Raw genomic sequence first — 20,035 nt, forward strand, 5'->3', positions numbered from 1 at the left:
ATCTGTTTTTAAAGAATATGCAGACACTTGGAGGTTATATGTTTACGATCGAGAAATTAACCAAGACGTATAAAAATAACGTGACTGCTGTCAATGATTTTCATTTAAAAATCGACCCTCATCAAATCGTTGCTGTTGCTGGACCGAATGGTTCTGGTAAAACAACGATGATTAACTGTATACTCGGCATCATTAAGCATACAGAAGGAACGATTCTGTTGCAGGATGTCACAAATGACGAACCATCCTTTAAAAAACAAGTAGCCTATGTTCCAGATGATCTGCTGCTCCCTGAAGCATTGACTGGGGCTGAATATTTAGATTTTGTTTCTTCTATGTATGAATGTAAAACAATTCATAGAAGAAATCAACTAATTGAACTGTTTGATATGGACTCGGCTTTATCAAGACCGATTGAAACCTATTCACATGGTATGAAAAAAAAGACACAGCTGATTGCCGCCTTTATGCTTGATAGTCAATTGGTGATCATGGATGAGCCCTTTAGAGGACTTGATATTGAAGCGGTTATAAACACAAAGAAACTGATGAAGCGTTATGCTGAGCACCATGGTGCGATCTTGCTTTCAACGCATGATATGCTTTCAGCGGAAGAGCTGTGCCACAAAATCGCCATTATTTCTAAGGGAAATAAAATGGATGAAGGAACGGTCTCAGCCTTAAAAGAGAAGTATCAATCAAGCACATTGGAACAGGTGTTTCTGAAAGCTTCAATGTTAAGTGATAGGGGTGCACATTTTGATGAAATCATTAATCATTTCTAGAATGATGCTTAAAATGTGGCAGCAGGAGATGTATAAGCTCTTTGATACTCAGACGAAGCGGATCATTGTGATCTTATTCTTTTTATTTGCCATCACAATGGGCGCCATCATCGGATACAGTTTTACGGGTGTCTTTATGAAGGCTTTCTTAAATGGCGATGAACGTTCACTAGGATTACTCGTTGTGTCAATGGCGATCAATGCATCCATCTTTACTAGCCTGTTATTCATTTTGATCAAGGTCAGAACGCCTGAGCAAGACCGTTTTTCTATGCAGCTCAGCTGGTTCCCTCTTTCTACCTTTCAGAAAAGCCTTGGATACTTTATTCCGATGGTGACAGTGGTGGCAGGACTTGTTTTATTTTTTATCGGTATTCTGCTTTTACCTAATTTTATTGCCCAGGGAATAGGTATTTTCTTTATCTTTACGTTCTTTTTGATGGTGATTTTGCAATCGCTTTTTGTCTTAATGCTTTTGCAATTCATTTATAATATGACGTATTTGGTCATTCTGAAATTAAAATTACCGTTGCAAAAATTTGCAGCGATCTTTGTTTTATTAGCACTGGTTGTAGCGTATGGAATGACGCATTTTGATATCAGTCAAATTCAGCAATCATATATACAGTTTGATTATCATTTGATGTATTTTACAGCACCGTTTTTCTTAGCGGCTCAAGGAATGTCTCCTGAAGGGGTAAACTATGCAATTTTGATTCTGTTTATCCTTTTATCGGCGAGCGGTGCATTTCTTTCCCTTGCGATGATGCCGATTATGGCAGAAAAAAAAGCGTTAACCTTTTTAAACAAACTGCCGTTCTCTTCTTCAAAAAAATGGTCACTTATTGTAAAGGAAATGAAATCACAGGTGCGAAATGAAGAAAACATTTTAAACTTTCTCATTCTCCTCATTGTGATTTTATTCGTCCGTTATCAATTTGGATTCCGTTTTGAAGAAGAAGCATTTTTTGTTCTCTGCGCTCTTGCTGGATTAACCGCCTTCAATTCATTTGGCAATGATAAACGAATGCTGGGGATGTACAAAACATTTGGTCTAAGATCGTGGGAAGTGGCTCTGTATAAGTTTATCGGGCTTTTGCTTGTTGGTGTACTGCAAATTGCAATCTTCATGCTGACAACGCTGACGCTTCCTGATCAGGTTTGGAACGTATTGATTGGGGCCGCTGTCTTATGCAATGCCACTGCGCTCTTTTATGTGGTAGGTATTTTACTTCCGCTTGATCGGAACAATCCTTACACAGGCATTTTTTCATTTGGAGCACTTATTTTACTCATGATTCCGATTGTTTTTATTGGAAACTATGTCATAGGGGAGTCGAGTCAAACACTTCAGTGGCTGCTTGTAGCTGCATTTGAAGGTCTGCTCATCTTTGCCATATACAAAGGTTTTTCATGGAGGTATTCACATGATTCAACTTCTTAACAATAAGCTAAAGATTGAGCGGGTACCGGCACTTGCGCCGTATGTGACCTTACAAAAGAGGCATCTCACGGATACGCAGTATGGAAGCACACTCCCGATTAATGAAAGTGCCTATCATATGTTAACGAAAGTAGATGGTAAAAGGACAGAAGCGAGTATTACCGCAGAGCTCGCCGATTTGTTTCAGGTCGATGAGTCTGTGATTTCTCGTGACTTTTATCAACTGATAATGGGGTTGAATCAGCACCACTTACTGTCTATTCATTATCAATCACCATATCGGATTGTGACAGCCTGCTGTCAATTTTTCAAGCAGTATCAAGTGAAAATGAAGGAACGATTTGATTGCACTGGTCACTCGTTCCTTCATATTTTTGGGACAGCATTACTCATGGTGACGCGTAAAATCATCTTTTTCTGGATGCTATTTATGGTCATGGCAGGAATCGCTTTTTTATTCATTCCTGACCGGTCAATTGCAGCCATTGCGATTTATTTTACAATTATTTATTTTGGATTAATTACGGGAACGGCCTTACATGAGGCAGCACACGGCTATGCGCATCGGAAATTTGCGGGACGGGATGGTCCACAAGGTTTTTTTGCAAGTGATATGATGTCTGTGAAATTTGTGAGACCGGTATTAGATCCGTTTCAGAAAAAGCAGGTATGGATTACCCTGCTTGGGCCGCTTGTCCCAGGTGTGATCGGAGCAGCAGGGATCATTGTGACCGTATTATGTCTAAAAGAAAATCCAATTTCAACAGGTTTCTTTATTTTTTCAATCACGTATTTTATTCAATTACTCTATCTTCTTCCATTTATGGGGGATGGTAAATCCATTATGAAGCAGCTATTGCTTGGGGGAATGGGAGGACAACGATCATGAACGTACAGGCGATGAAACAAGGTGCTATTGTTGGTGGTTTTCTGGGGTTTTTAGGCTTTCCGATGCTGACAATCGGCATATTATTCTATCATTTATTTCAATCAAAAACGAATGATGCTTTATTATTTAACAGTCTCGCTTTTGAGATGGAAGGTTCATCCGCATTTACTTTTCAAATCAAGCCAAACTTTTTTATTTATATGATTGTGATTTTTGCCGCGAGTTTTCTCATTGTGGCTATCTTATCAGCCATGAAGCAGAAAAAAGCGAAAGGTTAGGAGAATTCTCCTAATCTTTTTTTGTATGTCCAACCAAATTTTAGTATAATAGAAAATAAAAAACATCAAAGGGGATCTCAATGTTAAAAAAATGGAGTGTTCTTATATTCACTGTTTTTCTATTAGCAGGATGCGGCGAGAAGGCTGAAGAAACCACGCAAACCGAGAAGACGGTATCGACAATAAACACGGAGTCTGCTACTAAGAAGCAAGTAACCATCGAACAAATGAAACTGACAAAAAAAGAAAAAAACTTACTAGAAGCATCAACTACTAATGAAATGGTCGCTTTGACAATAAAAGGATTAACGAAGAAGGATAAGAGTATTACGTTTATCGGGAGTCATTATAAAAATGGGCGATTAGCTAATAAGGAAGCGTCATCTGCCACCTTTACTTTACATCAGGATGGAACCGACCAAACGATGAATGTGCTCTTACAATTAAGGCATGAGAAAGATACATATGAATCACAATTTAGTATGTGGTCAGACAACAAGAACGAGGGAATGACGAAAGCAACAGCAAGCTTTCCGTTCAAGGTAAGTGACTATGTTTTTTCTGCACAATCTGAAACTGTCAAAGTCTCTTCTGGAGGAAAGGCACTGATTGCGTATACAGCGGCAATGGGGAAAGACGGAAATTCACCGATGCTTGAAGAGATTGAGAAAAATCCTAAGCAAGCGCTGAAGAATAAGTCACATGCCTACTTATTTTATATTCAGCTCGATAAATAACTATCGTAATATATACGGAGAATATGAAGTTTTTTGACGAAAAATCTTCATATTCTCTTGACGAATTGTTTAGGAAGTTGTAACATAATAAAGGTCAACGCGATGACGTTGCTTTTGAAAAATTGATGCGGGTGTAGTTTAGTGGTAAAACCTCAGCCTTCCAAGCTGATGTCGTGAGTTCGATTCTCATCACCCGCTCCAATACATAATTTTTGTTAATAACGCAGTATTTCGTTTCTTAGATAAACGAAGTGTTGCGTTTTTTATTATGTCAGTATAATGTGAAAAAGCACTGTCAAGCTACAGTGCTTTTTCAATAAATTCATATTTACTTTCTCCACCATGTATTTGTACAAACATCTTCGTCAAGGATTGGATGAGGGCTTCACTCTTTTCCCGGGAAATAGATGGCGGAAACAGAATGATTTGCAGAATGTTTTTTGTGTCTTGAGAAATGTGTGCTTTACTTGGTTGAGAAAATAATCCCTTAAGTCCTGCGTTGTCCTGCCATTCAATGTAACCACTCTCATGTTTTGCTAGTGAAAGCGGCTCTTCTATGCGATCAGCATCGAATGTCAGGATAGGCAAGAAATATTTTAAAGAGAAAAAGATCGACAAATCCTGTACGGAATTGGTCGAGTCAATAAATTGTTCCTTTTGGATATCAGCAAGAATTGGCAGGAAAGGAACGTCTTTTAAAAGGTCCGTCCATTCTTTGATTGCTGGTACTTCTTCTAAGACTTTATCTTCGTATTCAAAGAATAAAGATTCTTGAAACAGGCGTAGCCGGCCTTTTAACATTTGAGGGGATGTGCCAACTTCAATATGCGAATATTCAATCTGTCCAACATGGATAGACGGGTTGTCAGGATGAGAAATTTCCATATGTATCTTCACAGTGACTCACTCCAATCGGTCATGATACACTCGTATTATACTGAAAACAACAGAAGAAACAAAGAAAGGAGGTTTGCAAGGTGATTCATGTTGGAGAATTAAAAGAAGAATTGATTCAATATGCGAAAGAAATTGGTGTCGATAAAATCCGATTTGCAAGTGCTGATACATTTGATTCATTAAAAGATCGCCTCATCTTACATGAATCGTTAGGGTATTTGTCAGGCTTTGAAGAGCCTGATATCGAAAAACGAACAAACCCTTCTTTGCTGCTTCCGAAGGCCAAATCAATTGTTGCGATAGCGCTCGCGTATCCTTCCAAAATGAAAGATGCTCCTCGAAGTACAAAGGATGCAAGAAGAGGGATCTTTTGCCGTGCTTCTTGGGGAACAGACTATCATGTTGTGCTGAAAAAAAAGCTCGATATGCTCGAGGAATTCTTGCGAAGCAAACATGTCGATATACGAACAAAATCAATGGTGGATACAGGGGAGCTGTCCGATCGTGCAGTAGCGGAACGTGCTGGCATAGGTTTTAGTGCGAAGAACTGTATGATTATCACGCCAGAGTTTGGGTCTTACGTGTATTTGGCTGAAATGATCACAAATGTCCCATTTGAACCGGATGAAAAAATTGAAGACCAGTGCGGAACGTGTAATAAATGTGTTGATTCGTGTCCAACTGGTGCACTTGTAAATCCAGGACAGCTGAATTCCCAGCGATGTATTTCCTTTTTAACGCAAACGAAAGGATTTTTGCCTGACGAATTTCGTTCGAAAATAGGAAATCGATTGTACGGGTGTGATACGTGCCAAATTGTCTGCCCGATCAATAAAGGGAAGGACTTTCACCTGCATCCTGAAATGGAGCCGGACCCTGAAATTGCGAAGCCGCTCTTAAAGCCGCTTCTTACGATCAGTAATCGTGAGTTTAAGGAAAAATACGGTCATGTTTCAGGTTCATGGCGGGGGAAAAAGCCAATTCAGCGAAATGCGATTTTGGCACTTGCTCACTTTAAAGATACATCTGCCTTACCCGTGTTGATTGATTTGATGCACAAGGATCCAAGGCCTGTTATTCGAGGCACGGCTGCTTGGGCAATAGGGAAAATTGGCGATGAGCAGCTGCTCCCAGAGCTGGAAAAAGCCCTTGAGCGGGAAAGTGATGAGGAAGCGAAGCAAGAAATCATCAAAGGGATTGAGTTTTTACAGACACCTTTAAATACTAAATAACATCTCTGTGAACATAGAATGAACCAAACAGAGATTTTAAAAAAAGTTTGGTGGTGTCTGTGTGAAACAATTATTAGAGCAAACATTAGAAGACAGGCTTGGTTATTTATTAAATGGAAGTGCAATCAAACAGCCGCAGCTCATGTCTGATGTGGAAGCAGTCGAACGGAAAAAAGAGCTTTTTGCTAGAAGACAGGTGGAGATTGTCAAGGCGAAGGCGAAAGCAACACTCCTAGATTCAACGATTCAGGATGATGGGGCTCAGCATGTGCAGTATCTTGCTCATCTCACTTATGTATGCAAGGATGTAGACGATTCTTTTTATTTAGAGGAACAAGTAGAAAAAAGAGAAGCGTTCCTTTACAACGACATGCTTGTGAAAGATCGGATAATGTTAGAAAAGCGGCAAATGGAAGAGCAGGTGGATGAGCGCTTTCAGACAGAAGAACAGTTTGGGAGAGCCTTTCACTATGACCGGCGGGCAGCCGTACAATATGCGGAGACGTACTGGAATAAACGAAATCCCGCCTATAAAAACTTCGAAGATAACTGCACAAATTTTATTTCACAATGCTTGAAGGCAGGGAATGCGCCAACGAGAGGGTATCCGAACCGCGGATCTGGCTGGTGGGTGCGGTCGCACACGTGGAGCTATAGCTGGACGGTGGCTCATTCGATGAAAAATTATTTAGCGAATTCGAAAGCGGGTTTAAGAGCAAAGAAACTCAAGGAAGCGCAGGAGCTTCAAATTGGTGATGTCATTTGCTACGATTTTGAGGGAGATGGCAGGTATAATCATACAACCATTGTCGTCGATCACGATAAAGGCGGAATGCCTCTTGTGAATGCTCAGACATATGACAGCCGAATGCGTTATTGGTCGTATGAGGATTCGACCGCCTATACACCAGCTATTCGTTATACGTTTTTTCACATTTTGGACGATGCCGCGAAGGATAGTTAATGGTATAATGTTGAGCGGAAAAGAAAATTAGAGGTGAACTTTTTTGGGACTTCATGTCGTTTTATATCAACCAGAGATTCCAGCTAATACTGGAAATATTGCGCGTACATGTGCAGCAACAAATACAACCCTTCATCTGATTCGTCCGCTTGGTTTTTCGACAGATGATAAAATGCTGAAGCGTGCAGGACTCGATTATTGGAAATATGCCAATGTCGTCTATCATGACTCGCTTGATGAATTGTTTGAGGCTCATCCGAAGGGACAATTCTTCTATATCACAAAATTTGGCCAAAAGCCGCATACGACATTTGATTACTCTCAGTTAGATGAAGATTACTTCTTCGTTTTTGGCAGAGAGACAAGTGGATTGCCGAAAGATTTGATCGAGCGGAATATGGACCGCTGCCTTCGTTTACCGATGACAGAACATGTTCGTTCTCTGAATCTATCGAATACGGCAGCAATTCTTGTGTATGAGGCACTTCGACAGCAGCAATATCGAGATCTGATATAAGGTCAAGAAGAAAGCTGGGATACCAATCTCGGCTTTTTTTATATGAGATAAGGAACAAAATATGATTTGTTCAGTCTATTTTTTGACATATTGAAAAAATCGAAGCACAGTGAATATGCAAGTGCTAAAAACAACGAACTAAATGAAAAAAGGATGTTCCGCTCATGGAACATCCTTTTTTTCATTTACCAGGCTTGCCTTCGTAGCCAGCTGTGAAAATGGATACTAAAAACGTAATGATGACGCCCATCATAATGACCGTTCTCATATAAGCTCCCCCTTATCCCTTTGTTTCTATCGCTGCCTGTTTCATATGATGTGAAGTTCGCCTTGAAAAGCAGGAGAAGAAGATCATTTTTCTCCTGTTTTTCCTTTATTATGAAGGGTCTTGCGGATGGTTGTCAATTCAGTTTGCCAATTCGTCATTTTGAAGAACGAAAGCATGTAATAGGACGCCTCCGCATAGATTGTAAAACAGTATCTGATTACTTGCTTCAATCTTGAAAGAGGAGGTTCATATGGATATTTTAAAGAAAATTGAACAGCACAGAGAAGAAGAGCAGCGTCTTAAATGGGAAGGCACATTTGGCGAGTATTTAGACATTATAAAGGAAAATCCACTTGTCGCTCAATCTGCTCATTCTCGCGTTTATCATATGATTAAAGACAGCGGGATTGAAGAGGAGAATGGGGTCAGAACGTACAAATTTTTTGATCAGGAGCTTTTTGGATTAGAGGAATCATTGGAAAGATTAGTGGAGGAATACTTTCACCCTGCTGCCAAGCGCCTCGATGTGAGGAAGCGTATTTTGTTATTGATGGGACCAGTGAGCGGGGGGAAATCTACGCTTGTTACTAGGCTGAAAAGAGGACTAGAGGAATATTCACTGACAGATCATGGCGCAGTCTATGCGATCAAAGGCTGCCCGATGCATGAAGATCCGCTTCATCTTATTCCGCAAAATCTGCGGGAGGATTTTTATAGAGAGTATGGCATTCGTGTGCAGGGGAATTTGTCCCCTCTGAATATGATGAGGCTGGAAGAGGAATATGGCGGACGAATTGAGGATGTAAGGGTTGAACGGATCTTCTTCTCAGAGGATAAACGGACCGGTATTGGTACCTTTAGTCCGTCTGATCCGAAATCTCAGGACATTGCTGATTTAACAGGAAGCATCGATTTTTCAACCATTGCTGAATTTGGATCAGAATCAGATCCAAGGGCCTACCGCTTTGATGGAGAACTCAATAAAGCAAACCGAGGGATGATGGAGTTTCAGGAGATGTTAAAGTGTGATGAGAAGTTTCTATGGCATCTTCTGTCATTAACGCAGGAAGGAAATTTTAAAGCAGGCCGTTTTGCCTTGATTAGTGCAGATGAATTGATCGTTGCTCATACGAATGAAACCGAGTACCGGTCGTTTATTTCAAATAAAAAGAACGAGGCCTTGCATTCAAGAATTATTGTGATGCCGATTCCTTATAACTTGAAGGTGACAGAGGAGGAACGCATTTATCATAAAATGATTTCAGAAAGTGATGTTTCTGATGTGCATATTGCCCCGCATACGCTGAAAGTAGCAGCGATGTTCTCCATTTTGACAAGACTCAAAGAGCCGAAGCGTTCTGATATTGATTTGGTGAAAAAAATGCGTCTGTATGACGGAGAAAGTGTCGAAGGCTTCCAATCTGCTGATATTGATGAGATGAAAAAGGAATTTCATGATGAAGGGATGAGCGGAATTGATCCGCGATATGTGATTAACCGCATTTCCTCCACTATTATCCGGAAGAATATGGAGTCGATCAATGCGCTGGATGTTCTTCGTTCGTTAAAAGAAGGACTCGATCAGCATCCGTCTATCTCAAGCGAGGACCGGGAGCGCTATTTGAATTTTATTTCTGTTGCGCGAAAAGAGTACGACGATATTGCCAAGAAGGAAGTACAAAAGGCATTTGTGTATTCCTATGAGGAGTCTGCGAAAACACTGATGGATAATTACTTAGATAATGTCGAGGCCTATTGCAACAAAAACAAGCTGCGTGATCCGTTAACCGGTGAAGAAATGAATCCTGATGAAAAGCTTATGCGTTCAATTGAAGAGCAGATCGGAATTTCTGAAAATGCGAAAAAGGCATTTAGAGAAGAAATTCTGATTCGTATTTCGGCTTATGCGAGAAAGGGCAAACGCTTTGATTATAATTCTCATGAGAGATTGCGTGAGGCGATTCAGAAGAAGCTGTTTGCTGATTTAAAAGATGTGGTGAAAATCACGACGTCAACGAAGACACCGGATGAACAGCAGCTGAAGAAAGTGAATGAAGTAGTGGCTAGATTAATTGATGAACATGGCTATAATTCAACAAGTGCAAATGAACTTTTAAAATATGTAGGCAGTCTTCTTAATCGTTAATAAATGAAGGAGGCATTATTGGCGCACCTGCACCGGTAATGTCTTTTTTAGAAATGACCGTCAACTTGGGTGACGAGCAGCATAAGATAAAGGAATCGGTGGTTAGAAGAATTGTGCAAACAGGTGAGGAGGGGGATGGATGTCCCGGCAAGAAAAAAGTCAGTTTATTGTATCTCAGGAAGACTGGTCCCTCCATCGAAAAGGCTATGACGACCAGCAGCGTCATCAGAAAAAGGTCAAAGAAGCGATTAAAAACAATTTGCCGGATCTTGTCACAGAAGAAAGCATTATCATGTCTAACGGAAAAGATGTTGTGAAAATTCCAATTCGTTCGTTAGATGAATATAAAATTCGGTACAACTACGATAAAAATAAGCATGTGGGTCAAGGTGATGGAGATAGCGAGGTAGGCGATATTGTCGCACGTGATGGATCAGACAGTAAGCAAGGGCAAGGAAAGGGGCAGAGCGCAGGAGATCAGGCTGGAGAGGATTATTACGAAGCAGAGGTCTCATTAATGGATCTTGAGGAAGCGCTGTTTCGGGAATTAGAGCTACCAAACCTTAAACAAAAGGAGCTTGACGACATTATTGTCGAGCAAATTGAGTTTAACGATATTCGCAAAACCGGGTTAACAGGCAATATCCATAAAAAACGAACGATGCTCTCAGCATTTAAACGAAATGCAATGACAGGCAGTCCTTCCTTTTATCCAATCTACCCAGAGGATATCAAATATAAGACGTGGAATGAAGTGACCAAACCAGAGTCGAAAGCCGTCGTTTTGGCAATGATGGATACGAGCGGAAGTATGGGACTTTGGGAAAAATATATGGCGAGAAGTTTTTTCTTTTGGATGACACGTTTCTTACGGACAAAGTATGAGACGGTCGATATTGAATTTATTGCCCATCATACAGAGGCGAAGGTTGTAGATGAAGAGCATTTCTTCTCGCGCGGCGAGAGCGGGGGGACGATTTGCTCCTCTGTCTATCGAAAAGCACTAGAGCTCATAGACGAACGTTATCCGCCATCGCGATATAATATTTATCCTTTTCATTTTTCTGATGGAGACAATTTGACCTCAGACAATGCACGGTGCGTAAAGCTTGTTTCTGAAATTATGAAAAAAGCCAATTTATTCTGTTATGGTGAAGTGAATCAATACAACCGGCATTCTACATTAATGTCAGCATATAAGCATATACAGGATGAGAAATTTAAGCATTATATTTTGAAGCAAAAATCAGATGTTTTTCTCGCCCTAAAAAAATTTTTTCAGCAGGAAGAAGTTCTTTCGTAAATAGCACATTTGAAAAAACCTTTCAGCATAAGGGCTGAAGGGTTTTTTGTATGGAGAAGGAAGGGATCACCAGAAAAAAAGTAAAACTTTCTCTTTGACATTTCAATTTTCATTTATTAATATTTAATCTTGTTAAATATAAGTTTTTCAAAAAAGATGCCGATCGTCTTTTCTTCTTTTTCTACTCTTTGCTCATGAGTGAACAATAAGTATAAATGGGCTGCACACCATTATTCATGCGGGGAAGATGAAGGAGATATAACAGTTTTATGAGCTTGCTTCATATTCTGTCAGATGATGGGCATTCTAAGTTTGCTAAAGCAGATGACACTATATTTTTATACATGAAAGGAGAAACAAAACATGAACAGAGGGCGTTTATTGCTAACGAACATTATTGGCCTTATTGTAATTCTTGCCATTATTGCCGGAGGTGCTTATTACTACTACGAAAGCACAAATTTTGTCAAAACTGACGAGGCGAAAGTGACAGGTGACATGTATCAAATCACAGCACCAGCAGCTGGACAAATCAAAGGCTGGGATATCAATGAAGGTGACGAAGTGCAAAAAGACAGCACAGTTGCAAAAGTTGAAGGAGAAACAAAAACAAACATTAAATCAGTGGCTGATGGCACATTAGTCAAAAAAGAAGTACAAAACAATCAACAAGTGCAGCCTGGTACAGTTCTTGGTGAAACGATTGATTTAAGCAAGCTTTACATCACAGCGAATATCAAAGAAACAGATATTAAAAACATTGAAAAAGGCGACAAAGTTGACATCGTCGTAGATGGTGATCCTGATACAACATTTGAAGGAACAGTTGAACAAATTGGTTATGCGACAAACTCAACATTCAGCATGCTGCCAGCAACAAATTCAAGTGGTAACTATACAAAAGTGACACAAAAAGTAGCAGTGAAAATTTCAATTAAAAATCCATCAGACAAAGTACTTCCTGGTATGAATGCTTCTGTCAAAATTTCATCTTAATGATGATTGATATCAAAAAATGAAAGGAGGTTGTCTGAGATGGCAAATCAACCTGCAGCAACAAAACAGGGAGCAGGCTCCTTGTCTTTACTGATCATTTTAATGGCCGGCTTGTTCGTAGCGATTTTGAACCAAACACTTCTGAACGTAGCCATGCCCCATTTAATGACTGAATTTAATGTGAGTGCAACGACGATTCAGTGGCTTACAACAGGTTATATGCTTGTCAACGGTGTGCTGATTCCGTTATCTGCGTTTTTAATCACACGCTTTGGACAGCGCAGCTTATTCTTAGTTGCCATGATCTCGTTTACACTAGGGACCTTTATTTGCGGGATTGCGCCGAACTTTTCAACGATGCTTATCGGTCGTTTGATTCAGGCAATCGGCGGCGGTATTCTGCAGCCGCTTGTGATGACAACAATCCTTTTTATTTTCCCTCCTGAAAACAGAGGGAAAGGAATGGGGATTTTCGGTCTTGCAATGATGTTTGCTCCAGCGGTAGGACCAACATTATCTGGTTACATTATTGAACATTATTCTTGGCGTATTATGTTTTATGGACTTGTTCCAATCGGAGCAATTGTCATTATCGCCGCTTTCTTTATGTTTAGAAATATTGTAGAGCCTAAAAAGATCAAGCTGGACGGCCTTGGTGCGATTCTTTCCATCGTTGGTTTTGCTTCACTTCTATACGGAGTGAGTGAAGCCGGAAGTGATGGCTGGACAGATCCGATCGTCTTATCGACGATTATTGTTGGTGCGATTGCGATCATTCTCTTTATTTTCCAACAGCTGAAAGTTGATAATCCGATGCTTGATTTCCGTGTGTTTAAATACAGCATTTTCTCATTATCAAGTGTTATTAATATTATTATTACAGTTGCCTTATACACTGGGATGTTCTTACTTCCGATTTATCTGCAGAACCTCGTTGGATTTACGGCATTGCAATCCGGGCTATTAATGCTTCCGGGGGCACTTGCGATGCTGATTATGTCCCCGATTTCAGGGATTTTGTTTGATAAATTTGGACCTCGTCCGCTTGCGATTGTGGGGATGCTCATTACCGTTGTCACCACATTCGAGTTTACAAGGCTGACCATTGATACATCATATAGTCACATTGTACTCATGTATGCAGTGCGTGCATTCGGTATGTCACTCCTTATGATGCCGGTGATGACAGCTGGGATGAACCAATTACCACAGCACTTAAACAGCCATGGTACAGCGATGTCTAATACATTAAGACAAATAAGCGGTTCGATCGGTACGAGTTTGATCACAACGATTTATACGAATCGGACAACATTCCATTATTCCAATATGGCGGATCAAACAAATACAGCGGACCCATTCTTTATGAATTCATTCCAGGCGGCTGTGTCGAATGTGATGCATCATATGGGCATGACAGCTGAAGCTGCTCAAAAATATGTATCCACCCAGCTCTTTACGAAAGCACAGGTTGATTCAAACGTAATGGGTATCAATGATGCTTACATGTGGGTAACGTTATTCTGTGCCGCTGGTGTCATTCTTAGCTTGTTCCTGCGTGATGTACGTAAGGATAAAAAGCGAAAAGATCAGCAGCATAAAAAACAAGAAATAACACTGCTTCCAGCACCTAAGGAAGCAAACCAAGATGCAAGATAAGTGTGGAGGGACCGTACATGAAAATTTATGTCGTATACGATAGTGAAGGTAACCATACAAAAGCACTGGCAGAAGCAATTGCAGCAGGCGCAGGTGAAACAGAGCAGGCTGAAGTATTCGTTGATCACGTGAAAGATGCGGATATTCGCAAGCTGGATCAAATGGATGCGATCATTTGGGGCTGCCCTGGTCACTTTGGGACCATTAGTGCTGGATTAAAGACATGGATTGACCGTCTTGGCTACCTATGGGCAGAGGGAAAACTAATCGATAAAGTCGGTGCCGTTTTCTGTACAACTGCTACAACGCACGGCGGTTTAGAAATGACGATGCATAATTTGATTACACCAATGTTCCACCAAGGGATGCTTGTCGTTGGTCTTCCTGGAAATGTGCCAGAAAATGCTTTATACGGCTCTTACTATGGAGCAGGTGTGACATGTCCGATTGATTCTGATGAAGTGATTTCGACAGAAGGCATTGAACTCGGGAAAGCATTAGGAAGACGTGTAGCATCAGTCACTGCGTCATTTAAGCGATAAGGAGAGGGTTCTTTTGGCGACGATTATTGTAGCGTTAGTAGCTGCTGTTCTAGTCATTATCGGATTAGTAGCATTCAATGTCAGACACGCTTCGGTCGAGAAGAAAGAGATCAATGAAGATGTGCCCAATCAGCCTGACGTGCCCCGTAGCGAGTCAGAAGTTGCGGCGAGACCTTTAGAGCCTGAAGTAGAAGAGGAAGCGTCAACGCCTTCTCAAACGGATGAACGAGTGTCTGGTGATGATTTCTATAGACAGGCGCTTCAAAAGTTTAAGCAGCCAGAACCACCTGTCAAAGAAGAAGAGCCAGAAACTAAAATGAATGATGATATGTATCGTTCTGCTTTGCAGAAGCTAAAGCAGAACGACAAATAAAAAAGAGAACCTCTCGTCAGGTTCTCTTTTTTTATAGCACAAAAAAACCGCCGGCAGAAGCCGGGCGGTTTTCCTTCACTCTATAAAGTGCTAAAGAGCAGATGCTCTTAAATTACGCTTTGTTAACGTTAGCAGCTTGTGGTCCACGGTTACCTTCAACGATTTCGAAAGAAACTGCTTGACCTTCTTCTAAAGTTTTGAAGCCTTCGCCTTGGATAGCAGAGAAGTGAACGAATACATCGTCTTGACCTTCTACTTCGATGAATCCGAAACCTTTTTCAGAGTTGAACCATTTTACTTTACCTTCTAACATGAAATTTCCTCCTAAAGCGATCTTAACGCTTAAATTCACTATTCTTGCTCTTACACAAACTTCAAAGACGAAAACTCTTTCAAAACTTTCTTCTTAAAGATGATACGAACAAAAATAATTACCTTTACTTTACCAGTGTTTGCGGGAAAAAACAACTGTTATCCAAAAACTTTTTTAAAAATAATTAGCGCTAACAAATTGAGGAAAAAGCCTATGTTCATTGGCCTCTTTTTCTCCCTGAGAAGCTCACTTGATTTCGGCCAGACTGCTTCGCTTTATAGAGCTCTTGGTCAGCTATAATCGGTAATTGCTTGATATTTGGACTTGTCCCGGGGAAATACGCACACCCAAGTGATACTGTAATATGAATGGACATGCCATTTTGTAAATAAATCGGCTGATCTGCTATTTTTCTTCGTAAGCGTTCTGCAATCTGCCATGTTTTTTCAACTGTACAATTGGGTAGAAGGACGGCAAATTCCTCACCGCCAATTCGGCCAATATAATCTGAGCTTCTTGTGTTTTTCATCAGCCTTTTTCCGATTTCTTTTAAAACCATATCTCCCTCATGATGTCCATATTGGTCATTGATGGATTTGAAGTAATCGATGTCTAAGTAAATAAGGGATATTTGATGGATAGGCTGCTTAAATTTCATCGAAAAAGCATCATTTAAGACCTCATCGAACTTCCGCTTATTTAAAACACCTGTTAAAAAGTCATAATGAGCTTGGAATTTATACAAATTTAACAGCTGATATGCTTTTGTTTGATGCTCAATGACGTAAAAGTTAAACAGTCCTGCAACATATGAGAACATCCAATAAGCAAAATGCAGTTCAAATGATGTCTCATGCACGATCATGATAAACAGGCTTGTGGCAATGACATTACCTAACGTAATGGACAAAAGCATTTTCATAACTTGATTCATATGGCGCTCAGCAATTAAAAAAGAAGCTGTTGCGATGATCATCATGGAAAAAATATTGATGAAAGAAGCGACGTTGGCTTCGATTAATAATCGACCAATGATTACAACACAGGCTGCAATGATGGTTTGGGCGATGCCTCCATAAAAGGCCGTTAAAATAAGGGGGATATGTCTTAAATCGATGATGGCTGGTCCTGCTTTGATAGAGAAGAACATTAAGAGGACACCGAGTAACCCAGAAAGAATGCCTTTGAATAGTTGTCTGAGCAGGGTATCTTCTTTCTTAAGAAAATTCTCTTTAAACACAAGCAGAAATAGATAATGAAAAGTGACAAGAATTGTTAAATTAATAAAGAGGTCTCTTAGCAAAATTAAATCACCTTTTTAAAATTACTAAAATTTGTTGCAAAAGAAAAGGGGAAAAAGGATAATTAATAAAAATTTCACTTATAAGGGGATCGAAACATATGCGAGGAAAACGCTTCCCAGATAAAACGGACTGGCTTTCTTTTTTTGAAACGGAGCCAGATGAAAGGTTCGAGAAAGGGATGCCTATTGAATATCAAAGCCTGACATTTCGATTTGAGAATCAAGACGAGCGTTTCGTTGTCACGATGTACCTTGGAAGTCAAGAATTTACGTTAAAAGCTGTTCGAAAAAAAGATGGATCTGTTTTAGGCATCTATGATTTTAAAACCGTGCAACATGTAGAGATAAAAAAAGACAAGCAATACGAAAAAGAGCTTTTAATCATAGTGGAAGCTTATGGCGATTTTATCACAACAGTTGAAATCACCTTTTTACCTTTCTTCTCTGTGATGATGAAAGAACATTTTTCAGGAGAATAAACAGGAGCCTCTATTCATAAAGGCCCCTGTTTTCTTATTTGTGCTCGATGTCATTGATCACTTGCTGGATTGATTCATCATCCATCACATTCATGACACTTTCATCAATATGAAGAGACTGTGCATAAGACTCTCTTGGCTGATGGTTTCTTGATGTCGATTGGTGCTGATTCGTATGATTTGGCTGTACAGCAGTGAATGCCTGCTTCATCATTTGTCCGATTTCCGCAGTGCCCTTTGATTCTTTCTGTGCGTGTGACTCTTGTCGAGACGATTCATGGTGCTGTTGATCTTTTCCCTTCATCATTGAAGACATATTCATTTGCGTCATGCTTTTCAGTCTTCTTCGTAAAACTGGGGAAAATAATGCAATGATGGCTGTAGATGCTGCGATCATTGCGCCAGTGCTCATGCCTTTTCTTTTTTTAAACAAACGAATCCCTCCATTTGATCGTGATGATTCTTCTTCATCATGTTTAGGATGACCAAACAAAGCTGAATTATGAATTCATTTCGTTGAAAGAGAGGATGTATGCATAAAAAGCCGACTGGATGAAAAACCTAAGAGCAAAAGGAGGGAATAAATGATGAATAAGAAATGGATGCTATCTTTACTACTCGTTCCAGCATTGATCACCACAGGATGTGGTATGAACAACCAGGGCGATGAGCGAAGAGGAACAATGAAACGACAGTATGAAAATGTCACATATAAGAATGACAACATGAGGCAGGATCAGCCAGATGTTCAAACACCTCAGAAGGTCAAAGTGGCAGATAAAGCGTCAGAGCTAGTAGCCAACATGTCTGAAGTAAAAACAGCGAACGTACTTGTTACAGGAAAGAATGCATTTGTTGCCGTTATGCTTGAAGGCGATAAAAGCGGTAATGTAACAGAAGATTTGAAAAAGAAAATTTCTGATAAAGTCAAATCAACGGATCAACAAATTGACAATGTGTATGTATCTGCGAATCCAGACTTTGTCGATCGTATGGAAGGGTACGGAAAACGTATTAGAAGCGGAGAGCCCATCTCAGGATTTTTCGATGAATTTACTGAAACGGTCAGACGTGTCTTCCCTGAATCAAAATAACTACGACAAAAGCCGTATGTCATATGCGGCTTTTTTGTTTGGAACCGCACCTTGCGCACCTGACTGCATAAAGTAAAAAATATATCACCTCTTGTTGATCTTTGTTTCTTCATAGAAAGAGAAAGAGGCTGCAGGATGAATTCAGGTGGGGAGCAAATGAAAGCCAAGCCGTCATTGATTCATAAAAAGCTTGTAGGCGGAATGATAGCAGCAGGTCTCATTTTTTATGCTTTCACCGCATACTTGATTTATGTTGCGTTTCAGCTGACAGGACAATATTTAGAGCAGCAGTCTTCTCCTAAAACGATTTTAACGGAGGGGCTCAATAAGCAAGTCTATGAACATATTAGAATATACTATGCAGAGGAAGAGGACGCTTTTGTTGATTTAACAATTGAGGCCATGGATCAGGCAAAGAAGAGGACAGCGTCAGTATTTCATTTTGAAACTGACAAACCTTTAGACATTATTTATTTTGATGATAAAGAGACAATCGAGCAATTTGCAGGAATTAAGCATATTACGGGTTTTTACTCCGATCATGATCAAATGATAGGGTTATATCCAGATAAGCGGGAAGCATTATTGAAGAAAGAGACACTCCCTTTATACTTTTTCAACACGTTATTGATTCATGAATATGCTCACTTTGTTTTCTATGAAAAAGTTCATTCTTACGAAGTGTCTTCGGTGATCTTTCCCCTTTGGTTCCATGAGGGAACAGCAGAATGGACGGCCTATGACGTGTTAAATGCCACGTCTGAACGGTTCGACGTCATTCCCTTTCAATTTCTTCATTCCGATCAAGATTGGCAGGACTCCCGAATGACGTATGAGACAGATGTTTATGTGCAAAGCTACTATATGATTTATGAGCTCGTGCAGCTTTATGGACGAGACGTCATACATGAGATTATGGAGGAAACGGCGAAGACTGGCCGTTTTGATAGAGGTTTTGAACAAGCGACAGGACAACGTTTGGCAGATTTTGAAGAGCAATTTAAACTGAGTTATCAAAGAAAAAACGGCTGACCTGAGGATATAGGTCGGCCGTTTTTTGTTTAATGAAGCGGTTTTTGCTGATTGGCTTTGTTTGGCGGCATTTGAACTTGGCCCTTCATTGGGGCAAATGTAGACGTCATCGCCTGCATATCTTGAGCTGTAAGCTGCGGAACTTGATAATAGCTATGTTTATTTTGATATAAGAAAATTTCATACGCCATTTCAATAAAGTTCGGAATTTGCGCTGCAAGCACACGTCGCACCACAGGGTTTGTTACCTCTAGTGCAGTCATTGAAAGTAATCCAGCATGTGATTTCACGAGACCTAGCATATGCCCTGTAATTCCCGAGTCCTTTACATCCTGTAACGATTGATTTGGCTTCTTAGGCTGAGATGGTTTTATTCCGTATGTCACCTCTGTTTGTTCTTTCATCATATACGTAGATGTTTCTTCACTAGGCTTTTGACCAGTAGAAAAACAATCTACCGTGACATTATACTGTGACAATACAAATTGATATTGTCGATCTAAAATGTCGGATAATGCGGGATCTTGGATGAATTGGCGAAAGATCATGTATTGATCCAAAATATTAATGGTCCCTGCTAATACTTCATGTAAATCAAATAACTCATGCCCGCCATGATTGAATTGGGGCTGCTGGACATTTCCTTGAACGTTTGTCTGCTGATCGTTTTGCATAGAGATTCCTCCTATTGTTTATACATTCTGTTTTAATGTGAGGAAGTTTTCCTTCTTTCATGCAAAAAACATTATTTACAATTAGAGGGTTTTCTTCCTTTTTGTCGAAA

Annotated in this window: 22 protein-coding genes and 1 tRNA gene; 18 read left to right on the forward strand and 5 right to left on the reverse strand. The window is 40.0% G+C overall.

What is annotated here, in order from left to right:
- Positions 1–38: 38 nt before the first annotated feature.
- The 6 genes from NSS78_RS04570 (at position 39) to NSS78_RS04595 (ending at position 4,334) form a co-directional block, all read left to right on the forward strand.
- On the forward strand, positions 39–785 hold the full coding sequence (locus NSS78_RS04570) for an ABC transporter ATP-binding protein (protein WP_050945447.1): 747 nt from the start codon (positions 39–41) through the stop codon (positions 783–785).
- Entirely contained in the window at positions 763–2,229 is a 1,467-nt protein-coding gene (locus tag NSS78_RS04575) for a hypothetical protein (RefSeq protein WP_212046134.1), read from the forward strand. The genes NSS78_RS04570 and NSS78_RS04575 overlap by 23 nt, the downstream gene beginning before the upstream one ends.
- Complete coding sequence (locus tag NSS78_RS04580) at positions 2,213–3,118, forward strand: PqqD family protein (RefSeq protein WP_327840218.1); 906 nt, start codon at positions 2,213–2,215, stop codon at positions 3,116–3,118. The genes NSS78_RS04575 and NSS78_RS04580 overlap by 17 nt, the downstream gene beginning before the upstream one ends.
- Positions 3,115–3,396 (forward strand): hypothetical protein, encoded by a 282-nt coding sequence (locus NSS78_RS04585; protein WP_003211021.1) that lies wholly within the window; start codon positions 3,115–3,117, stop codon positions 3,394–3,396. Before NSS78_RS04580 ends, NSS78_RS04585 begins: the two co-directional genes overlap by 4 nt.
- Positions 3,397–3,476: 80 nt before the next feature.
- Positions 3,477–4,133 (forward strand): hypothetical protein, encoded by a 657-nt coding sequence (locus NSS78_RS04590; protein ID WP_003211065.1) that lies wholly within the window; start codon positions 3,477–3,479, stop codon positions 4,131–4,133.
- Between the two features lie 127 nt (positions 4,134–4,260).
- Positions 4,261–4,334 (forward strand) — tRNA-Gly (locus NSS78_RS04595).
- 99 nt (positions 4,335–4,433) lie between these two features.
- On the opposite strand, the gene NSS78_RS04600 is transcribed toward NSS78_RS04595, so the two are convergent.
- A complete protein-coding gene (locus NSS78_RS04600; protein ID WP_223251302.1) occupies positions 4,434–5,030 on the reverse strand; it encodes a hypothetical protein in 597 nt (198 codons plus the stop codon).
- 83 nt (positions 5,031–5,113) lie between these two features.
- Between NSS78_RS04600 and queG the strand changes: the two genes are divergently transcribed.
- The 9 genes from queG to NSS78_RS04645 all read left to right on the forward strand — a co-directional run bounded on the left by queG (position 5,114) and on the right by NSS78_RS04645 (position 15,030).
- Positions 5,114–6,262 (forward strand): tRNA epoxyqueuosine(34) reductase QueG, encoded by a 1,149-nt coding sequence (gene queG / locus NSS78_RS04605; RefSeq protein WP_050945476.1) that lies wholly within the window; start codon positions 5,114–5,116, stop codon positions 6,260–6,262.
- A gap of 61 nt (positions 6,263–6,323) precedes the next feature.
- A complete protein-coding gene (locus tag NSS78_RS04610) occupies positions 6,324–7,226 on the forward strand; it encodes an amidase domain-containing protein (protein WP_050945442.1) in 903 nt (300 codons plus the stop codon).
- Between the two features lie 43 nt (positions 7,227–7,269).
- Positions 7,270–7,743: a tRNA (uridine(34)/cytosine(34)/5-carboxymethylaminomethyluridine(34)-2'-O)-methyltransferase TrmL gene (gene trmL, locus NSS78_RS04615; RefSeq protein ID WP_003211950.1), complete on the forward strand. Its 474-nt coding sequence runs from the start codon at positions 7,270–7,272 to the stop codon at positions 7,741–7,743.
- Between the two features lie 518 nt (positions 7,744–8,261).
- The gene (locus NSS78_RS04620; protein ID WP_003211752.1) at positions 8,262–10,157 is read left to right on the forward strand and encodes a PrkA family serine protein kinase; all 1,896 of its coding nucleotides are present in this window, start codon (positions 8,262–8,264) and stop codon (positions 10,155–10,157) included.
- Positions 10,158–10,296: 139 nt separating this feature from the next.
- Complete coding sequence (yhbH, locus tag NSS78_RS04625) at positions 10,297–11,460, forward strand: sporulation protein YhbH (protein ID WP_003211440.1); 1,164 nt, start codon at positions 10,297–10,299, stop codon at positions 11,458–11,460.
- A gap of 363 nt (positions 11,461–11,823) precedes the next feature.
- Positions 11,824–12,456: an HlyD family efflux transporter periplasmic adaptor subunit gene (locus NSS78_RS04630; RefSeq protein WP_003211200.1), complete on the forward strand. Its 633-nt coding sequence runs from the start codon at positions 11,824–11,826 to the stop codon at positions 12,454–12,456.
- 39 nt (positions 12,457–12,495) lie between these two features.
- Positions 12,496–14,115 carry a DHA2 family efflux MFS transporter permease subunit gene (locus NSS78_RS04635; RefSeq protein WP_050945441.1) on the forward strand — a complete coding sequence of 540 codons (1,620 nt, stop codon included), beginning with the start codon at positions 12,496–12,498 and terminating at the stop codon, positions 14,113–14,115.
- A gap of 17 nt (positions 14,116–14,132) precedes the next feature.
- Positions 14,133–14,657 carry a flavodoxin family protein gene (locus NSS78_RS04640; protein WP_003210946.1) on the forward strand — a complete coding sequence of 175 codons (525 nt, stop codon included), beginning with the start codon at positions 14,133–14,135 and terminating at the stop codon, positions 14,655–14,657.
- A gap of 13 nt (positions 14,658–14,670) precedes the next feature.
- A complete protein-coding gene (locus tag NSS78_RS04645; RefSeq protein WP_212046132.1) occupies positions 14,671–15,030 on the forward strand; it encodes a hypothetical protein in 360 nt (119 codons plus the stop codon).
- A gap of 112 nt (positions 15,031–15,142) precedes the next feature.
- Here NSS78_RS04645 and cspB read toward each other — a convergent pair whose 3' ends face one another.
- Together cspB and NSS78_RS04655 are read right to left on the reverse strand one after the other, a co-directional pair.
- Complete coding sequence (gene cspB / locus NSS78_RS04650) at positions 15,143–15,343, reverse strand: cold shock-like protein CspB (RefSeq protein ID WP_003212277.1); 201 nt, start codon at positions 15,341–15,343, stop codon at positions 15,143–15,145.
- Positions 15,344–15,560: 217 nt separating this feature from the next.
- On the reverse strand, positions 15,561–16,646 hold the full coding sequence (locus NSS78_RS04655) for a diguanylate cyclase (protein WP_003211754.1): 1,086 nt from the start codon (positions 16,644–16,646) through the stop codon (positions 15,561–15,563).
- Positions 16,647–16,744: 98 nt separating this feature from the next.
- Here NSS78_RS04655 and NSS78_RS04660 point away from each other — a divergent pair, with 98 nt between their 5' ends.
- Positions 16,745–17,125, forward strand: a complete 381-nt coding sequence (locus NSS78_RS04660; protein ID WP_212046131.1) for a hypothetical protein — start codon at positions 16,745–16,747, stop codon at positions 17,123–17,125.
- 34 nt (positions 17,126–17,159) lie between these two features.
- Here NSS78_RS04660 and NSS78_RS04665 read toward each other — a convergent pair whose 3' ends face one another.
- Positions 17,160–17,558: a hypothetical protein gene (locus tag NSS78_RS04665; RefSeq protein ID WP_050945440.1), complete on the reverse strand. Its 399-nt coding sequence runs from the start codon at positions 17,556–17,558 to the stop codon at positions 17,160–17,162.
- 151 nt (positions 17,559–17,709) lie between these two features.
- Between NSS78_RS04665 and NSS78_RS04670 the strand changes: the two genes are divergently transcribed.
- Positions 17,710–18,219, forward strand: coding sequence for a YhcN/YlaJ family sporulation lipoprotein (locus NSS78_RS04670; RefSeq protein WP_003211812.1), 510 nt, complete (start codon positions 17,710–17,712; stop codon positions 18,217–18,219).
- Between the two features lie 156 nt (positions 18,220–18,375).
- On the forward strand, positions 18,376–19,251 hold the full coding sequence (locus tag NSS78_RS04675) for a hypothetical protein (protein ID WP_050945475.1): 876 nt from the start codon (positions 18,376–18,378) through the stop codon (positions 19,249–19,251).
- 29 nt (positions 19,252–19,280) lie between these two features.
- On the opposite strand, the gene NSS78_RS04680 is transcribed toward NSS78_RS04675, so the two are convergent.
- Positions 19,281–19,925: a spore coat protein gene (locus NSS78_RS04680; protein WP_106032286.1), complete on the reverse strand. Its 645-nt coding sequence runs from the start codon at positions 19,923–19,925 to the stop codon at positions 19,281–19,283.
- Positions 19,926–20,035 lie beyond the last annotated feature (110 nt).

Origin of the sequence: Bacillus sp. FSL W8-0920, from assembly GCF_038593215.1 — a bacterium.
In the GTDB taxonomy this organism is placed as follows: Bacteria; Bacillota; Bacilli; order Bacillales; family Bacillaceae; genus Bacillus; species Bacillus pumilus.

Bases quoted from the DNA above. Each gene is read 5' to 3' on its own strand.
- NSS78_RS04590 (WP_003211065.1), top strand. From the start codon at position 3,477: ATGTTAAAAAAATGGAGTGTTCTTATATTCACTGTTTTTCTATTAGCA.
- NSS78_RS04585 (WP_003211021.1), top strand. From the start codon at position 3,115: ATGAACGTACAGGCGATGAAACAAGGTGCTATTGTTGGTGGTTTTCTG.
- NSS78_RS04575 (WP_212046134.1), top strand. From the start codon at position 763: ATGAAATCATTAATCATTTCTAGAATGATGCTTAAAATGTGGCAGCAG.
- NSS78_RS04635 (WP_050945441.1), top strand. From the start codon at position 12,496: ATGGCAAATCAACCTGCAGCAACAAAACAGGGAGCAGGCTCCTTGTCT.
- NSS78_RS04570 (WP_050945447.1), top strand. From the start codon at position 39: ATGTTTACGATCGAGAAATTAACCAAGACGTATAAAAATAACGTGACT.
- NSS78_RS04675 (WP_050945475.1), top strand. From the start codon at position 18,376: ATGAAAGCCAAGCCGTCATTGATTCATAAAAAGCTTGTAGGCGGAATG.
- cspB (WP_003212277.1), bottom strand. From the start codon at position 15,343: ATGTTAGAAGGTAAAGTAAAATGGTTCAACTCTGAAAAAGGTTTCGGA.
- NSS78_RS04630 (WP_003211200.1), top strand. From the start codon at position 11,824: ATGAACAGAGGGCGTTTATTGCTAACGAACATTATTGGCCTTATTGTA.
- NSS78_RS04640 (WP_003210946.1), top strand. From the start codon at position 14,133: ATGAAAATTTATGTCGTATACGATAGTGAAGGTAACCATACAAAAGCA.
- yhbH (WP_003211440.1), top strand. From the start codon at position 10,297: ATGTCCCGGCAAGAAAAAAGTCAGTTTATTGTATCTCAGGAAGACTGG.
- NSS78_RS04660 (WP_212046131.1), top strand. From the start codon at position 16,745: ATGCGAGGAAAACGCTTCCCAGATAAAACGGACTGGCTTTCTTTTTTT.
- NSS78_RS04580 (WP_327840218.1), top strand. From the start codon at position 2,213: ATGATTCAACTTCTTAACAATAAGCTAAAGATTGAGCGGGTACCGGCA.
- NSS78_RS04680 (WP_106032286.1), bottom strand. From the start codon at position 19,925: ATGCAAAACGATCAGCAGACAAACGTTCAAGGAAATGTCCAGCAGCCC.
- NSS78_RS04670 (WP_003211812.1), top strand. From the start codon at position 17,710: ATGATGAATAAGAAATGGATGCTATCTTTACTACTCGTTCCAGCATTG.
- NSS78_RS04620 (WP_003211752.1), top strand. From the start codon at position 8,262: ATGGATATTTTAAAGAAAATTGAACAGCACAGAGAAGAAGAGCAGCGT.